The 17756-nt window shown below is 58.0% G+C and carries 11 protein-coding genes and 1 pseudogene; 10 read left to right on the top strand and 2 right to left on the bottom strand.

The features are described from left to right. The first annotated feature begins 2 nt into the window (after positions 1-2). The 10 genes and pseudogenes from zorB1 (at position 3) to JFY56_RS02545 (ending at position 15375) form a co-directional block, all read left to right on the top strand. Positions 3-740 (top strand): type I Zorya anti-phage system protein ZorB1, encoded by a 738-nt coding sequence (gene zorB1 / locus JFY56_RS02590; protein WP_208311906.1) that lies wholly within the window; start codon positions 3-5, stop codon positions 738-740. Beyond that, complete coding sequence (gene zorC, locus JFY56_RS02585; RefSeq protein WP_208311905.1) at positions 741-2378, top strand: type I Zorya anti-phage system protein ZorC; 1638 nt, start codon at positions 741-743, stop codon at positions 2376-2378. Beyond that, positions 2378-5614 carry a type I Zorya anti-phage system protein ZorD gene (gene zorD, locus JFY56_RS02580; RefSeq protein WP_208311904.1) on the top strand — a complete coding sequence of 1079 codons (3237 nt, stop codon included), beginning with the start codon at positions 2378-2380 and terminating at the stop codon, positions 5612-5614. The genes zorC and zorD overlap by 1 nt, the downstream gene beginning before the upstream one ends. A gap of 386 nt (positions 5615-6000) precedes the next feature. Beyond that, a complete protein-coding gene (locus tag JFY56_RS02575) occupies positions 6001-7848 on the top strand; it encodes an AAA family ATPase (protein WP_208312497.1) in 1848 nt (615 codons plus the stop codon). A 3-nt stretch (positions 7849-7851) separates the two neighbouring features. Then, positions 7852-9159 carry an McrC family protein gene (locus tag JFY56_RS02570; protein WP_208311903.1) on the top strand — a complete coding sequence of 436 codons (1308 nt, stop codon included), beginning with the start codon at positions 7852-7854 and terminating at the stop codon, positions 9157-9159. Between the two features lie 21 nt (positions 9160-9180). After that, positions 9181-12282: a type I restriction endonuclease subunit R gene (locus JFY56_RS02565; RefSeq protein WP_208311902.1), complete on the top strand. Its 3102-nt coding sequence runs from the start codon at positions 9181-9183 to the stop codon at positions 12280-12282. Between the two features lie 284 nt (positions 12283-12566). After that, entirely contained in the window at positions 12567-12920 is a 354-nt protein-coding gene (tnpA, locus tag JFY56_RS24680; RefSeq protein ID WP_208312496.1) for an IS66-like element accessory protein TnpA, read from the top strand. After that, the gene (gene tnpB / locus JFY56_RS24350) at positions 12917-13252 is read left to right on the top strand and encodes an IS66 family insertion sequence element accessory protein TnpB (RefSeq protein WP_328824786.1); all 336 of its coding nucleotides are present in this window, start codon (positions 12917-12919) and stop codon (positions 13250-13252) included. The genes tnpA and tnpB overlap by 4 nt, the downstream gene beginning before the upstream one ends. A 61-nt stretch (positions 13253-13313) precedes the next feature. Then, positions 13314-14833: pseudogene (gene tnpC, locus JFY56_RS02550) on the top strand (IS66 family transposase); the annotation flags it as partial. Between the two features lie 35 nt (positions 14834-14868). Next, positions 14869-15375, top strand: coding sequence for an AAA family ATPase (locus tag JFY56_RS02545; RefSeq protein ID WP_208311901.1), 507 nt, complete (start codon positions 14869-14871; stop codon positions 15373-15375). 273 nt (positions 15376-15648) lie between these two features. On the opposite strand, the gene JFY56_RS02540 is transcribed toward JFY56_RS02545, so the two are convergent. Next, a complete protein-coding gene (locus tag JFY56_RS02540; RefSeq protein ID WP_208311900.1) occupies positions 15649-17313 on the bottom strand; it encodes a hypothetical protein in 1665 nt (554 codons plus the stop codon). A gap of 122 nt (positions 17314-17435) precedes the next feature. Further along, positions 17436-17747, bottom strand: a complete 312-nt coding sequence (locus JFY56_RS02535) for a hypothetical protein (RefSeq protein ID WP_208311899.1) — start codon at positions 17745-17747, stop codon at positions 17436-17438. Between the last annotated feature and the right edge of the window lie 9 nt (positions 17748-17756).

Below are 17756 nucleotides of genomic sequence, written 5' to 3'. Positions count from 1 at the left end.
GTATGTTTGGCAAACCAGCTGCCCCTGGCCGCGCGCGGGATGAGGGGGAAAAACCGTTCTGGATTTCCTTCGCCGACCTGATGACGGCGATGATGATCCTGTTCCTAGTGGTGATGGTTGCGTCCCTGAGCTCGGTGACTCAACGGATCCAGCAGGCGGAGCAGGGTGAAAAGCAACGCGGCAAGGACATCGCGAAACTCTGTCAGGATCTCAAGCTCCAGGCGAGTGGCCGCAATCAGACTATCGTGGTGGATTGCCACGATAACCGCATCAGCTTTGGTGAAGCGGGGCGCTTCGGACACAACCAGTATCTCCTCAATAGTCAGGGGCAGAAGGCGCTGCAGGATGTGGTACCGCTGATTCTGGACGCGGCGAATAGCGAGGAGGGGCGCAAGTGGCTCAAGCAGGTGGTAATCGAAGGTTTTACCGATACTGATGGATCCTACCTGTACAACCTGCACCTGTCGTTGCAGCGCTCGGAGTGGGTCATGTGCAGCCTGCTCGACAGCCGCAGCCCGGTGCAGCAGGGCCTTTCTGAGGAGCGCCAGCAACAGATTCGCAGCATGTTCCTGGCCGGTGGTGTGTCGTTCAACAACGCCAAGGAAAGCAAGGAGGAGAGCCGGCGAGTGGAGCTGCGAATGCAGTTCTTTGGCCTCAAGGACAAGGACGGTGCGGTCGTCCAGGACACGCCGGTTTTCACTACCTCGGCGCTGGAAAAGTGCCAGCTGGAGATGCGCTAGATGAGTGGCGCGCTGTCCTCTCTGGCTGCGGCCATTTCGGTAGGCCTGCAGCGTCATTGCGAACAATCGCCTGATAGTGGGCTCGCTGGATTCACCTCCCTACGCAGAGCTAACGCTGATCTGGCGCAGCGCTTTGATCAAGTTGAAAAGGCACTGCCCCCGCCGTTGGAAAAACGTCGAGAAGCGTTACGCAAGTTCAAACAAGAGCAGTCGCTGACATCATTGGAGTGGCGACTGGTTTTCGCCGGTCTGGCCGATGATGATAAGAAGACGCTGCCGGTATTGAACGACGATCAGTTGTTCAGTCGGGTGCATCGCGAGGTCATCGGGCGAATCGAGCGTCAGGCCTTGAGCCGGCGCGACTGGTTGGCGTTGTGCTTCAGCTACTTCGGTTATGACGGCGACAAGCCCGACGATAATCGCAACTGGTGCACCCTGCGCGAGGACATCGATCGCGGCTTCAAATCGATCAGAGAGGGTGCCAGCCGCGAAAAGGAATGGATGCGAATCGTCGAGCAGCATCGTGAGCTATTCGGCGCGCAAGCAGGTACCCGGCTTGCCGAGCAGATATTCGAGGGCAGGATTCGGGATCTGTCAGCTCTACAGGCAATCGCGCAGATATCCGAAAGCAGCTGGCTGTGGCGGCGCATCTTCACGGTTTTGTTGTCACGCATCTTCCATTTGGGCGACGAGGCATTCCTCAAACGGTTGCCTGAGATGGTTCAGCTTGGCCAGTTGAATACGCTGTATGTCAATGAGGTACTGAGTGCCTGCCTGACGCGTTACTACGACTCGCGATATCGCGAACAATCATCCTCATTGCTCAAGCAACTCGCCCTCGATCATTGGGGGAGTCCGCAAATGCGCTCCAAGCAGAACGCCTGGCTGAAATACGTGAAGCAGCCGGTGTGCGCCATGGTGGTGGCCTGGTTTGCCAAAGAGGATCTGGAGCACTTCTTCAATCTACTCAAGGGCGAGGCGGAGGTCGATCAGGCGCGGTTGTTCTACTGGCTGCGCTTTGCCAACCAGATGAGCTACACGCGCATCGTGATGGGTCTCGATGCCCTGCATGACCGTAGCAGCGATTTCGTGGAGTTCCGAACGAAGAACAAGGGGCGCCTGAGCCAGTTGACTGGCGGCCCCAGCCACAACAACGCCGTGGTAATGCAGATCGGCAATTACTTCTTTGTCGAGTTCTCCGGAACTGGCAACGCCTGTTACATCTACCGTGCAGATACGGCACCGTTCAATCCGGACAAGGGCGTTCTGCACCTGACAACCGAATTGAAGCAACAACATGCAGCGCTCAATCGACTTCCGCACACCCCCAGGCCCAGTCGCCCAAATCTGGTGGATGGCTGGTTGCTGAAATTCGATGCAGAACTGCGCTCGTTGGGGATCGTCCCGCAATTGCCGGGTAGCCATTCGGTATCACCCAAGCCTACCGCCACTACCTCACTGAAGACTCAGTTGGCGGAGCAACTGCAGCATGTGAAGTACAGGGAGTTCGATAACCGTAGCAAGGGTGGCGCCTATAAGGTCCAGCTCGCCCAGGATGACGCACGAGCCAGGGCGGCTCTGTTGCGGTTGGGCTTCAAGCCGATGAAGGGCGAACCCCTAACGTTCTGGAGAAACTGATGCTCAAGCGCTTTTTTTCAGGTAAGGGCCAGCGCCCGCAACAAGACACTCCTGTGGTCTGGCAGATCGACGAGCAGGGGCTGCGCTATCCGTTGAGCGTTGCGGATGGGGACGAACACTGGCAACTGGCAGCCTATCTCGATCAGCTCTTTGAAGAGGATCTGGCGTCGCAGCTTAGTGACTGCTGGCTGTTACCCTGGGATTCGCTTTACCAATTGCTAGATGACCCAGAGCACAGCACCAGTATTTCGCTGCTCGGACTTCCTGCTATTTCTTCATTGCGCCCAGAACTGGCCAGTAGCGGCAGCCTGGCCGATGTCGATTTCAAGGTCTTCGTCCAGGTCTGGCGTAATTCCGAAACTGGAACGACAGCCAGTATTGAGCGTGTTGGTGCGACAGTGCGCCATGGAAACTCGCAGGAGCTGCTGCCGGCGAACGTATGGGCGCTACTAAAGGCTGTGCGAGCATTGAGCGCCAGCCAGCAGGAATCACCGGGCGAAGCTACCAATCAGATTGGTTGGGCCAACATTCGTAAGCTGGCCAAAAAGGCTGGCGCTGGACTGGACGGCTTTCTAGAGAAGAGTGTGGTGGTCAAGCCCGAGCGGCTGCAGCTCAAGCCGCGCAAGGCTGTGGTGGGCGGAACGCCTGTCATCGAACTGGATGTTTCCTTCGACGGTCAGCCCTCCAACTGGCTGGCGAGCTTCGATAGCTACAAGCAGGTTCAGGACCGTTATCGCGTCAGCGGACCTGACGGCTCGGTGACGCATGTTTTGATTGAGCCCGAGGTGAAAGTCGTCCTGGAATCTGTCCGCGCATTGCCGGGCCGCCGGGTTGCGGGCGACGATGCGCTCATGCTGTTACGCAATCCCTATAGCGTAATTGGAGATGCGGCCGAGAAGGTCGTCGATCCGGCGGAGTATGAATCCGGGCTGGCCGAAGCCGGCATCCACTTCCATCGATTCCGCCTGGAGCCCCGTTTCATTGAGGGTAAGCGAATTGATTCGGTGCAGTTGTTCCTGGAACCGATTTCGAACGAGCCGCTACCTGAGGTCGAGCTGAACTTTTCCGCGGCGTACGAGTTCGCTCCCTTCGTCAATGAATTGCAGGTCAAGTTGGCCGCTGGTGTGCCGGCTGGGCTTTGGCAGGGCTATGAACTGGAGTTGAGTGACTTCGATCTGGCGCAACTGGCTGGGGTCACCAACCTGCTTAGATACTGGCAGAAGCAGGAAGCTGGAGAGGCCTTCGATGCTGTACTCGATCTATCGTCGTACGGCGACAGGGTAGTGGGTATTGGCGAAGCAGAGCGCATTACCTCACCGTTCCTGGTCAAGGAGGCAACAGAAAACTGGCTCCCCAGCGATGTGAAGGCACTGGGGCTGGACAACGAGTTGCTGACTCAGTGGGATCCGGCCAATCGCGAGCATTTCAAGGAATTCGAGCATCGATTGGACGAGGCTCGCGCAGCCGGAGATGAGCACGTGTGTCTGCCGGGTACCGAAGCCACGTTGCCGATCAAGGTGGCCGAGCAGCTATATGAAGCTTGGTCGAAAAAGCTGAATCCCAAAGAGATAGCCTCCCCGAAGGTAGACAAGGGACCACGGGCGGTTCTGCAGATCGAACACAACATCGAGGAGGCTACCTACGCCCAACAACGAGAGGCCGCTCTTCTGGCGGGGCGAAACGCCAATGCGGACCTGCCTGAATTGCTCAGGCCCGAGATTCAGTTACGCGAGCACCAACTGCAAGGCGTGGCATGGATGCAGCATCTCTTTGGTCTTTCGCCCGTCCACGTCGCAGGCTGTTTGCTGGCGGACGATATGGGGTTGGGGAAGACCATCCAGTTGCTGACCTTTATGGTGTGGTACCTGGAGCAACAGACCCAAGGCGACCCAGTGCTGATCGTGGCGCCGGTCTCGCTGCTGGACAACTGGGAGCGGGAGCTGCAACGTTTCTTCTATGCCGACGCGCTTCAAGTGTTGAAGCTATACGGCAGCGCGCTCAGCGCAGTGAAGTTCAGAAAGGAGGAGATTCCGGACGAGCTTCGGGCAAAGGGCATCAAGAATTTGCTTCGCCCTGGCTGGATGGGAGAGGCGCGCATCGTGCTGACTACTTATGAAACCCTGCGGGACCAGGAGTTTTCATTGGCACGGCAGCAGTGGGCCATCGTGGTTTGCGACGAGGCCCAGAAGATCAAGAATCCCGCAGCGCTCGTTACCCAGGCAGCCAAGGCAGTCCCCGCACGATTCAGGGTGGCATGTACCGGTACCCCGGTAGAGAACACGCTCATCGATCTCTGGTGCCTGTTCGACTTCATTCAACCTGGGTTCCTCGGAGGGCTGAATCAGTTCGGTCGCGAGTATCAGCGCCCTATCGAGGCGGGAGTGGAGCGTGACGACGCTGCGCTGGATCGACTGAGAGAACTGATCGAGCCGCAAACGTTGCGACGCACGAAGCAGGACGTGGCCAAGGACCTGCCGGCAAAGATCGAAGATCAAGTTTGTCGTGCGCTTGGCATGCATCCGTTGCAACGCGATCTGTACCTATCCGAGGTAGCGAGTTACAGCCACAAGCAGCAGATGCAGGAACAACTGGAGCAGCGTGAAAGCAGCATGCTCGGTTTGCTGCACCGGTTGAAGCTGGTGTGCGCGCATCCATTCAGTGTCCGCCCGGATCAGCGGTTGCGTGAGCACTCACCAAAGCTCAAGTGGCTACTCGACACACTGGACCGTATCAAAAGGTCCGGTAGGGGAGACAAGGTCATCCTGTTCACCGAGCTACGTGACATCCAGCGCGAACTGCAGCATGCCATTCAGGAGCGGTTTGGACTCAAGGCGACCATCATCAACGGCGACACGAGCACCAGTAGTCAGAGCGCGCAAAGCAGGCAGCGTCTGATCGACCGCTTCCAGGAGGAACCGGGCTTCTCGGTGATCATCCTTTCGACCGTTGCCGTGGGATTCGGCGTGAACGTGCAGGCGGCTAACCACGTTGTCCATTTCACTCGCTGCTGGAACCCTGCCAAGGAAGACCAGGCGACTGACCGGGCCTATCGGATTGGTCAGGAGAAGGATGTGTACGTGTATTACCCGACGGTGCGCGACGAGAAGATGCCGACATTCGAGGCGACGCTAGATGAGTTGCTGGAAAAACGGCGGACGCTGGCGCGGGATATGTTGCATGGAGCGTCGGACATTCAGGTGTCGGAGTTTGGTGAGTTGTTGAGGGCTAATGGATGAGCCAGGGGGGGCAGGTAAGTAATAGGGACCTGCGGGCATTGCAGTTTTTTCCCATTCGCCTAGGTCACGGGGAGCGGGTGGATTGGGTGAAGGCTACCCATGTTCGAGTACTCGGGCGGAGTGCCGATACTGCGAAGGCTCAGGAGTCGCTGGATTTCATCGCTGAGCATGCAGGTCAAGATGGGGTTGCAGCAATTGCTGATTTGGAGCCCCAGTTCCCGGGGCGACAGCGATCAAAAACACAGCAGGACGCAATGCGCTTCGATCTGCGTCATTTCGCCAACAGTCGAGAGAGTGGCAACAACCCGCAAGATAAGGGACTGATCGAGCTGGGATACCTGGCCTTTGCAGAAGAGACTGCAGAAGTGATTGTCGAGGATTCAAAAATGGCCCGCAGCGAAGTGGTGTTGAACCAAATACTTTTTGGTCCGCCGGGTACCGGTAAAACTTACGCGACCATTGAGGCTGCGCTGCAGGTGCTTGACCCGGAGTATCTACGCGAACAGCAGGGCAACCGTAGTGCTCTCAAGCGGCGCTTCGACGAGTTGGCACAGCAAGACCGTATTCGCTTCGTTACCTTCCACCAGAGCTTTAGCTACGAGGACTTTGTCGAAGGGTTGCGTGCCACTACCGATGAAGCCAGCCAGCAACTGCGCTATGAGGTAGTAGATGGCGTGTTTAAGTCCTTGTGCGAAGCGGCTGCTGTGAAGGTGACGCAACAAGCTGAGGCGCCGGCAGAACTTGGTCAGCGGCGAATCTGGAAGATGTCGCTGGGCAATACCCTGGGTGAGGACGCCAGCATTTACCAGGAGTGCCTGGCGGGCGGCTATGTACTGCTGGGCTATGGCGACAGTATCAACTTTTCTGGCTGTACCAACCGCGAGCAGGTTCAAGCGCGTTTTGCCGAAGCCGGCGTGGTGCCGGAGAATCCGGCGACGGATTATGCAATTACCAGCGTCACCACTTTTGTCACCCGGATGAAGGTGGGTGATCTAGTCGTCGTGTCCGATGGCAACTTCAAGTTCCGCGCCATTGGCGAGGTGATCGGCGACTACCAGTTCAAGCCGCACGCCGAGTTCGAGGCTGGCTATTCGCAGATGCGTCCGGTGAAGTGGCTGCGCCAGTACCAGCCATCGCTGCCACATAGCGAACTACTCAATGGCCAGTTCAGCCAAATGACGTTGTATGAGCTTCGCAGCCCGAGCTTAGACCGTGACAAGTTGGCAGCGCTACTTGGCAGGGTGTCGAGCGATGGAGCTGCTTTGTTTCAGGTGGGGCAACGCTTCGGCCAGGGCTATGTGGTACGCAGCGTGGGTAGCGAGCAGGTGGAGTTCGAAAAGCCCAGGGGTGGTGTTTTGCCGCTGCCGTTGAGCATCATCAAGCAGTTGCTAGCATATGTTCGCGCCGACCGATTAACGGTGGATGATATTCGCCAGGGGCGAGTGTTTGAGAAGGTCGCCGAAGCGGAACTGGAGAAGTACTTTGTCAATGGCTACCAGAGTCTATTCGCTGCCTTGGTCGAGCATTTGTTGCAACCAAGCACCAAACCGCAAACACCCGATGCTCGGGTGCTGATCATCGATGAGATCAACCGGGGCAGTGTTTCTCGCATCTTTGGCGAGCTGATCACCTTGATCGAACACTCCAAGCGTGCCGGTGCTGATGAGGCGCTTTCGGTGGTGCTGCCGTATTCCAAAGCGGCCTTTAGTGTGCCGCAGAATGTGTACCTAATCGGCACTATGAATACCGCTGACCGTTCGCTGGCCGGGCTGGATATCGCGCTGCGTCGGCGCTTTGTATTCCGTGAGATGCCGCCACGGCCTGAGCTGCTGGACGACATTACGGTCGAAGGGCTGAATATCGGCCAACTGTTGAGGACGATGAATCAGCGCATCTCGGTGCTGCTGGATCGTGACCACTGCCTGGGGCACGCCTATTTTATGCCGCTCAGGAATGAGTCCACGCTGGATCGGTTGGCTGCCATCTTCCGCAACCAGATTCTGCCATTGCTGCAGGAGTACTTCTTCGAGGATTGGGAGCGGATTGGCTGGGTGTTGAATGACCAGCAAGCGAGTTTGAGAGGAGCTGAGCCCTTTGTGATGCGGCCCCCGAACGAACAAGGGCTGTCTGCCCTGTTTGGCGCTGAAGTGGCGGAGAAACTTACTGATCAACGCTGGGAGCTGAATGACAGAGCCTTTGGTTCGATTGATAGCTATCGCAACATCCAGGGCTGAATCTTGAGCAGCCGACTGATCACCATCCGCGAATACGCCAGGCTGACCACTGAAGTGGTAGAGCCTTCGCTGGACATTGCCCAGGTGTCGAGCAGCGCCTTCGATTGGCTGTGTGAACTCAGCGCACGCTTTAACCGTGGAGGCGTCACGCTGCTGCAGGTGCAGGGGCGTCGCTGGTTGAAGTGGGACTCTTATGTAGGTGTGCTGGAAACCCCTTGTGGCACTCAGCTGGAGATCCTGCCCAAGCACTTCGAGGAGGGCGACTGCCTGCGTAAAAGCCGGCAATTGCTGCGAAAGCTGATTCAGTGTGCCTTGCAACTTAAGCCGCGAGAGGCCTCGGCGACCAACCTGGAGCTGTTTGATGCGCCGCTGAGCGAGTGGGTAATGGGGCAGTTCCTGGCTGAGCTGGACCTGCTGGTTAAGCGCGGGGTGCGTTTCGACTACCAGCGCGTTGAGGAAGAGCAGCGCTTTCTGCGGGGGCAGCTCAATGTAGTGGCGCAGATGCGTCAGCCTCCCGGACGACAGCACCACTTCCAGCTTCGTCACGATGTATTCCTGCCGGATCGTGCCGAGAACCGCTTACTCAAACTGGCGCTGGAGCAGGTGGCCAAGACCACCCAGGATGCCGCCAACTGGCGTTTGGCCAGTGAGCTGCGTGCGATGCTGGCCGAGGTACCAGCCAGTCGCCATATAAGCCTGGATTTCCGCGCCTGGAGCCGTGATCGCCTGATGGCGCACTACCAGGCCGTCAAACCGTGGTGCGAGCTGATCCTCAACCAGCAGATGCCCTTGGCGGTGAGTGGCCAGTGGCAGGGCATGAGCATGCTATTTCCCATGGAGAAGCTGTTTGAGTGCTATGTGGAGCGCTGGCTGCGTAGGCAGCTAGTCGCTGGCGCTAGACTCACTTCACAGGCTGCACGCCACAGTTTGTGCGAACACGAGCAAGGTTCCATGTTTCGACTGGAGCCCGACTTGCTGCTGGAAAAAGATCGGCAGGCCTGGGTGCTGGATACCAAGTGGAAGAAGCTGGATGGCGCGGACCGCCGGAATAATTACGGCTTGAGCCAAGCGGACTTCTATCAATTGTTTGCCTACGGGCAGAAATACCTACATGGACGTGGTGAGATGGCGATGATTTATCCGCGTTCGGCTCAGTTTCACCAGCCTTTGGCTCCGTTCGATTTCAGCCCTGAACTGCGGCTTTGGGTTCTACCCTTTGATCTGGAGTCCGATACCTTGCTTGGGCTGGATGACGTGGACTTTGCGCGCTGTGTGAGTCAAAAAACTCATGCATTAGCGTTGCTGGCATAAAGAGAGAACCGGGGTTCAGGAATGACCGAAGACCAACTGGAGCAGGAAACCCTCGGCTGGCTGAGTGACCTGGGCTATCAGCATCTGTATGGTCCGGATATTGCCCATGACGGCGGTAGTCCGGAGCGCGAAAATTACCGTCAGGTGCTGCTAGTGGAGCGGCTGCGTGACGCCATCGCCCGGTTGAACCCACAAATTCCACTTGCCGCGCGCGAGGATGCCCTTCGTCAGGTAATAGAACTGGGTGCACCAGTGCAGCTTTCGGCCAATCGGCTGTTCCACCGGCTGCTAGTCAGTGGTGTGCCGGTGCAGTACCAAAAGGACGGCGAGACACGTGGTGACTTTGTTCGTTTGATCGACTGGGCGAAGGTGCATGGCAATGAATGGCTAGCGGTCAATCAATTCAGCATTCAGGGGCCGAAACATACCCGCCGCCCGGACATCATCCTCTTTGTCAATGGCCTGCCGCTGGTATTGCTGGAGTTGAAGAACCCAGCAGACGTGAACGCGGATATCTGGAAAGCTTTCGACCAGATACAGACATACAAGGAGCAGATCTCCGATGTGTTCCAGTACAACGAGATTCTGGTCATATCCGATGGTAGCGAAGCGCGCATGGGGTCACTTTCCGCCGACTCCGAGCGCTTCGCTCGCTGGCGGACCATCGATGGAGTCAGCCTCGACCCGCTAGGGCAGTTCAACGAGTTGGAAACTTTGGTGCGAGGGGTTCTTGCGCCGGAGATGCTACTCGATTACCTGCGGTACTTCGTTTTGTTCGAGGATGATGGGCGGTTGGTGAAGAAGATTGCCGGCTATCACCAGTTTCATGCGGTGCGGGCCGCGATCAACCAGGTGGTTCAAGCTTCGCGCCCGGGTGGTACGCAGAAGGGTGGGGTAGTGTGGCATACCCAGGGTTCCGGTAAGAGCATCACCATGACCTGCTTTGCCGCTCGGGTAATGCAGGAAACTGCAATGGAAAACCCAACCATTGTGGTGATCACAGACCGCAACGACCTGGATGGTCAGTTGTTCGGAGTGTTCTCTCTATCCCAGGATTTGTTGCGTGAGCAACCGGCGCAGGCAGTAACCCGCGGCGATTTGCGTGAGAAACTCAGTAATCGGCCGAGTGGCGGTATCGTCTTCGCGACGATCCAGAAGTTTATGCCGGGGGAGGATGAAGACAGCTTCCCGGTGCTTTCCACACGCCACAACATCGTGGTGATAGCTGATGAAGCGCACCGCACTCAGTACGGCTTCTCGGCAGAATTGAAGGTGCCGGATCTCAAGGTGGCGGAAGCCAGCGCACGTTACCAGGTGGGTTATGCGCAGCACCTGCGCGATGCGCTGCCAAACGCAACCTTCGTCGCGTTCACCGGTACGCCTGTATCCAGTGAGGATCGTGATACGCGAGCGGTGTTCGGCGATTACATCCACATCTACGATATGCAGCAGGCTAAGGAAGACGGGGCGACCGTTGCGATTTATTACGAGTCGCGCCTGGCCAAACTGTCGCTCAAGGACAGTGAATTGCCAAAAATCGACGAGGAAGTCGATGAACTGGCGGAGGATGAGGAAGAAGACCAGCAGTCACGTTTGAAGAGTCGTTGGGCGGCCCTGGAGAAGGTGGTTGGGGCGGAGCCTAGGATCAAGAGCGTGGCTGCCGATCTTGTGGCGCATTTCGAGGAACGCAATCAGGCCCAGAACGGCAAGGCCATGGTGGTCGCAATGAGTCGCGAAATTTGCGTGCATTTGTACGACGCAATTATCGCCCTGCGGCCAGACTGGCATGACGATGACCCCGAGAAGGGGACAATCAAGATCGTGATGACCGGCAGTGCTTCCGACAAGGCCCTGCTGCGTCCGCACATCCATTCCGGCCAGGTGAAGAAGCGCCTGGAGAAACGTTTCAAGGATCCCAAAGACCCTCTCAAGCTGGTGATCGTGCGAGACATGTGGCTGACGGGCTTCGATGCACCTTGCGTACATGCTCTCTATGTCGATAAGCCCATGAAAGGCCACAACCTGATGCAGGCCATTGCTCGGGTGAACCGCGTCTTCAAGGACAAGCAAGGCGGCCTGGTGGTGGACTACATCGGCATCGCTAATGAGTTGAAGGCCGCCCTAAGGGAATACACCTCGAGCAAGGGGCGGGGCCGGCCGACGGTGGATGTACACGAAGCCTACGCCGTGCTGGAGGAAAAGCTCGAGGTGCTGCGCAGCATGCTGCACGGTTTTGATTACAGCGATTTCCTCACTGGAGGGCACAAGCTCCTCGCTGGTGCGGCGAATCATATCCTTGGTCTGGAGGACGGCAAGAAGCGCTTTGCAGACAACTCCCTGGCCATGAGCAAGGCCTTCACTCTCTGTTGCACTTTGGATGAGGCCAAGGCTTTGCGTGAAGAGGTGGCGTTCCTTCAGGCCATCAAGGTTCTTCTGACCAAGCGTGATATCAGCGCGCAGAAGAAAACCGACGAGGAACGCGAGCTCGCTATCCGCCAGATCATTGGTAATGCGGTGGTTTCTGGCGAGGTGGTGGATGTGTTCGAGGCAGTTGGTCTGGACAAGCCAAACATCGGCTTGCTGGATGATGAGTTCCTTGCTGAGGTCCGCAACCTACCTGAGAAGAACCTGGCGGTCGAATTGCTAGAGCGGCTTTTGGAAGGTGAGATCAAGAGCAAGTTCTCCACCAATTTGGCTCAGGAGAAGAAGTTCTCCGAGCTCCTTGGCAATGTGATCAAGCGTTACCAGAATCGCTCCATCGAAACCGCACAGGTGATCGAAGAACTGATCGAAATGGCCAAGAAATTCGCTGCGGCCAGCAAGCGCGGTGAACAACTGGGTCTGAACGATGATGAGCTTGCGTTCTACGATGCTTTGGCCAATAACGAGGCCTCAGTGCGCGAACTGGGTGATGAGACCCTGGCCAGAATTGCTCATGAATTGACCGACAACCTTCGGAAGAACGTGACTGTGGACTGGAACAATCGTGAAAGCGTGCGTGCCAAGCTGCGTTTGATGGTCAAGCGCATTCTGCGCAAGTACAAATATCCGCCTGATCAGCAGGAGGAAGCGGCTCAGCTAGTGCTGGCGCAGGCTGAGACGCTTTGTGACGCTTGGCTGTAAGGTGATGGCGTGGCTAACATGCCAATAGAGGAGCTCTTCACCAAGTCTGCAGAATTGCAGGATTAGATACTGCAATAGGTTGAGGCCGTTCCCGTGCGACTCGGTGAGCACCCCGACACCTCGATGGTTAATTGCAGGGGCCACACTTCAGACGCTACGGTCTTCACCCAATAATAAGGCTGCTGGGCAGCCAGTAGGTGGATTGGAGGGATTCCATTCGTAACCGTCCGGCCAACCCACCTACCTGATCCCTGCATTAAGGGCGATGGTGTCCACCTAATTTACTGGCCACCATTTTTAGCCCTTGCAAGCGGATCCTCATACGCCAGCGAAACTCTTACCCCAAGCCCTTCAAGGCTCAGGTCGTCCAGGAGTGCCTCCAGCCAGGCGCCTCGGTGGCCAGTGTCGCCTTGAGCCACGGCATCAACGCCAATGTCGTCCGCAAATGGCTACCGCTTTACCGTGATCAGCCGGCGACGACATTGCCTGCCTTCATCCCGCTAACCACTGAGCCGAAGTGCCGACCCGAGGCAGCGGTGATCATCGAGCTACCGCTTGGGCAGCAAACGCTGACCGTAAAATGGCCAACCTCCGATCCCGAAGGCTGTGCCCGGTTTGTACGGGGGCTTACGCAGTGATCCGCATCGATGCCATCTGGCTCGCCACCGAGCCGATGGACATGCGTGCCGGCACCGACACTGCGTTGGCCCGTGTGGTGGCGGTATTCGGTGCGGCGAAGCCGCACTGCGCTTATCTGTTCGCCAACCGACGGGCCAACCGGATGAAGGTGCTGGTGCACGACGGTGTCGGAATCTGGCTCGCCGCCCGGCGTTTGCACCAGGGGCGCTTCATCTGGCCGGGCCTCCGGCATGGAATCGAAATGGAGCTGGACGCCAAGCAACTTCGAGCCCTGGTGCTGGGTTTACCCTGGCAACGCGTCGGTGCCAGGGGCTCGATCACGGTGCTTTGACCCCTGCTATTAGCCTATCGCGTCATCGTCGCCGAGCGCCTGCTCTGGCACCATCGGTGGCATGACTGCCTCGCCCAATCTCGACCAGATGACCCCTGACCAACTGCGCGCACTGGCCGCGCAGTTGCTGTCGCAAGTCGACACGCTGGGCAAGAAGCTCCAGCGCATCGAAACGGTCAACGAACAGCTCACCCACGAAATCGCGTTGCTCAAACGGCACAAGTTCGCCAAGCGCAGCGAGCAACTGAGCCCGGCCCAAGGCAGCTTGCTGGAAGATCTGATCGACACGGACATCGCCGCCATCGAGGCCGAGCTGAAAGCCGTCAATCCCCCGGCTGCCCCAGCCGAACCACGCCAACAGCCCAAGCGCACACCGCTGCCACCACAATTTCCGTGCACCGTGATCTGTCACGAACCGGAGAACACCCAGTGCGCCTGCGGTTGCCAGCTTCAGCGCGTCGGCGAAGACGTCAGCGAAAAGCTCGACTACACGCCGGGCGTGTTCACCGTCGAACAGCACGTGCGTGGGAAATGGGCCTGCCGCCAATGCGAAACGCTGATCCAGGCACCGGTGCCGGCCCAGGTGATCGACAAAGGCATCCCCACCGCCGGCCTCCTGGCTCACGTGATGGTGGCCAAGTTCGCCGACCACCTGCCACTGTACCGGCAGGAGAAAATCTTCGGTCGTGCCGGCCTGGCTATCGCCCGCTCGACGCTGGCGCAGTGGGTCGGGCAAACCGGCGTGCAACTTCAGCCGCTGGTCGATGCCCTGCGCGAAGCGGTACTCGCCCAACGCGTGATCCACGCCGACGAAACCCCGGTTCAGATGCTCGCGCCTGGCGAGAAGAAGACCCGCCGTGCCTACGTCTGGGCCTACAGCACCACGCCCTTCGCCGACCTGAGCGCCGTGGTCTACGATTTCAGCCCCAGCCGCGCCGGCGAACATGCGCGCAACTTCCTCGGCCAATGGAAGGGCAAGCTGGTCTGTGATGACTTTGCCGGCTACAAGGCCAGCTTTGAGCAGGGCATCACCGAGATCGGCTGCATGGCCCACGCCCGGCGCAAGTTCTTCGACCTGCACGTGGCGAATAAAAGCCAACTGGCCGAGCAGGCACTGCACGCAATTGCCGGCTTCTACGAAATCGAACGGCAAGCGCGCGACTTGGGCGATGAAGATCGCCGGCGAATACGGCAGGAGAACGCAGCTCCCCTCCTCGAAACCCTGCATACCTGGATGCTGGTCCAGCGCGACTTGGTGCCTGAAGGGTCAGCGACTGCCAAGGCGCTCGACTACAGCTTGAAGCGCTGGATGGCACTGACACGCTACCTTGATGACGGCGCCGTGCCCATCGACAACAACTGGGTGGAGAACCAGATCCGGCCGTGGGCGCTGGGTCGCTCGAACTGGCTGTTTGCCGGGTCGCTGCGCAGCGGCAAGCGAGCGGCGGCGATCATGAGCCTGATCCAGTCGGCACGGATGAATGGACACGATCCGTATGCCTATCTCAAAGATGTGCTCACACGGCTACCGACGCAGCGGGGACTGAGATTAGGCAATTACTACCGCATAACTGGCAACCGCCTGCTGGCTTGACTCACCAACCGAGGGACAGGGAATGCTCATTGTCTTCAGCGGCCTTCCAGGCACCGGAAAGACGACCATCGCGAGAGACCTTGCGACCCGATTAACTGCGGTGTATCTGCGGATCGACGCGATTGAGCAAGCGATTCGAAACTCAGAAGCTCTGGCGCGAGGCGTGGGGCGGAGCGGGTATATGGTGGCCAATGAGCTTGCTCTGAGCAATCTCCGTATTGGCAACACGGTCATAGTCGACTGCGTGAACCCGGTAATCGAAAGCCGAAAGGCATGGAGCGAAATCGCAAGGCGTGCTGATGCTCCATTAGTGAATGTTCAGGTCATTTGCTCTGACAAGCATGAGCACCAGCGCCGGGTAGAGACGAGGGAGATTGATATTCCCGGGCTGACACCACCAACCTGGCAGTCTGTATTGGGTCATGAATATGCGGTGTGGGATGAGGCTCCGTTTACCGTAGACACGGCCCTGATGTCGCCGGCGGCGGCTGTGGCATTGATCACAGAGCGATTTCTTTCCAATGAGTAGCGTCCGCTAACGCCCAACACCGCAAGGGGTGATCAGCAGACGCTTACTTCCATTCGGAGGCTCCCTCGCATTTGATGAGCTGGCTGGATCTGATGTTCGGATGTTGTGCTAACTTGAGCGTAACCGTCCGGTCCTCCCGTCTAGATTGACTCTGCCAAGCCTTGAGATGGTATTCACCTATTTATCGTGGACACCATCTCAAGACTTGGCGGGGAATCATGCAGCGCCGTGCCTATTCCAGATCCTTCAAGGCTCAGGTCGTCGATGAGTATGTCAAGCCGGGCAGCTCACTGGTCTGTCAGCTACAAGCGCTAGCACTGCCTCCTCTTTTCCGGTCGTGATCAAGCTCCACAGGGCTTGGCACTTCGCCAGCGTGTCGCCCGACGCGTTCTCGAGTTGCTTGATCAGGTCCAGTTCAAGTTCGGCACGCTGCTTGGCTTTGCGCCCACCGTACTCCTCAACGAGGTAGTCGCGGGCCACATTCATTGCCTGGATCAGGACATCCTCATCCGTCCTGATGCCTTGCCAGAAGAATCGGTTGGTCATGGCCTCGCGCGGAAATTCTGCAATGCCTTTCAGGAGCGCGAACGCTTGGCCCCAGGGCGACGACCACTCCGACTGTTGCGACGGGTTGAAGGCTACGGGTGAGTACGCAACTTTTGGGATCAGCTTGTCGGCCTTTGTCTTATCCAGGCGCGCCTTGAGCTCGTCCAGAATATTAGTAACGGCGTTATCCGGGATCTTCCCGCCAGGGTGATAGGTCTCGTACATACGCTGAGCATCATTTCGGATGCGCTCGCGCTGCGTTCCCAAAAAGGCCTGGATGTCATCACCGATAGTCTGTCCGAGTATCTTCTTCGCGTCCTCGTTTGCGGCAGTCAGTGCCGCCTCAAAGAGGGGGATGGCCTGCTTGGGTATCCACCGCACACCATCGGCCAGAGCGAACGAATAGTGCGGCAACAGTTCACCGGACACTCGGCGCAGCCTGTCGATCTTTTTGAGCGTGGCCTCATCGAAGGGCGCGACCTTGATCGAGGTCTGCGCCCTGACCATTCCAGTCTGGCGAAAACTATCCACGCCGAACCACTCAGGCTTCACCGGTGCCTCCAATGGTGGAATCCTGCTCAACTTGTCAACGGAGACCAGCGCTCCGAGCTCGAAGACCCGTGCCACGTATTCTGCAAGGGGGTCGAGCTTGGGGACACCAATGGCTTCGGTCGGGGAGGGGACTGCTTCATTATTCTGGTCAACCAGAACAACCTCGCCGGATTCTGGGTCGACGACGGCCCTTACCGGTGGCGCGGTGGTTGATTCGTGGTTAAGACAGCTGCGCCGGTAGTCCTCCCACTGACGGGCAGCCTCCACGTCGCCCTCGGGTAGCACCAGATTGGGCATCGCCGTCGCGACATCCGAGTGCAGCGGACCGGCGATGCCCCACAGGTAGTCAAACCACTTCCTACAAGCCTCAAACGTCGCCGCTGTCACAACCGACGCCAGATTTGCCTGCGAAGGTGACGTGGGAGCGAACCCCATATTTTCTGTCGGACCAACTGAAACCGCTGTGTCACCACCCACCCCGCACAGACACAGAAGGTTAGAGGACCGATCAAACAGCGATGCTTCGGGGAACACCTTGAAGGCAGCGCGATCGCCGTATCGCTCGACCAGGTGCAGGAGGTTCTGTAAGTCGGATTCCGACGTCCGACAAGTCGGGTGGATGCTGACGACCAGTCGGAGCCTGGTTTCGGTGTTGTCAGCGAGGTACCGCTCCATCCAATCCGTTGCTCTGGCGTCGATCGCGGAAACCACGCCAAACACGCACTGGGCGGCCTGCGCAGCCACCTCAAATGGCAACTCCGTCTCATATCGACTGACGCCTGTACTCCCGAGCGGTTCCGGCCAAATAAACGGCATCTGCGGGTTGTTGGGCTTGTTCAAGCTGTCTCCTTTGGTGGTTCGACCAAGCAGCGATTGGGCACCTTTGCATTGGGATCTACCCATAAAGGCAGTCACGAGGCGACTGACCAAAATGCTAATAAAATTTGTTGGCGCTGATGGGGCTATTCACTACAGCGACTGCCAGTACCTACTGTTCTGCCTTTATTTAGGATGGCGGGCTTTAGTGTCGCACCTGATATCTGTCGAAGCAGGACAGAGAGCGAGTCCTCCTGCGGAACACCGTGCCTGATCTCATGGGGAAGCATTCTTGCCCAGAGCTTGTAGAACTCACCGGGCTCTTCCTTCCCCCAGCGCACGAGGGCAGAAACACCTCCCAGCTTTTCGAACGCTTCGGCCAAAGCATCCTTCACTTCCTTGGTTGCCTTGTTTGGTGTTCCCTTCAGGCGCCCGCCCGTTTTTCTCCCAACGGCCATGTGCAGGTC

The organism is Pseudomonas schmalbachii, assembly GCF_017589465.1.
Lineage (GTDB): Bacteria > Pseudomonadota > Gammaproteobacteria > Pseudomonadales > Pseudomonadaceae > Pseudomonas > Pseudomonas schmalbachii.
The sequence above is the reverse complement of the archived record's forward strand: the minus strand, read 5'-3'. Positions and strand labels throughout refer to the sequence as shown.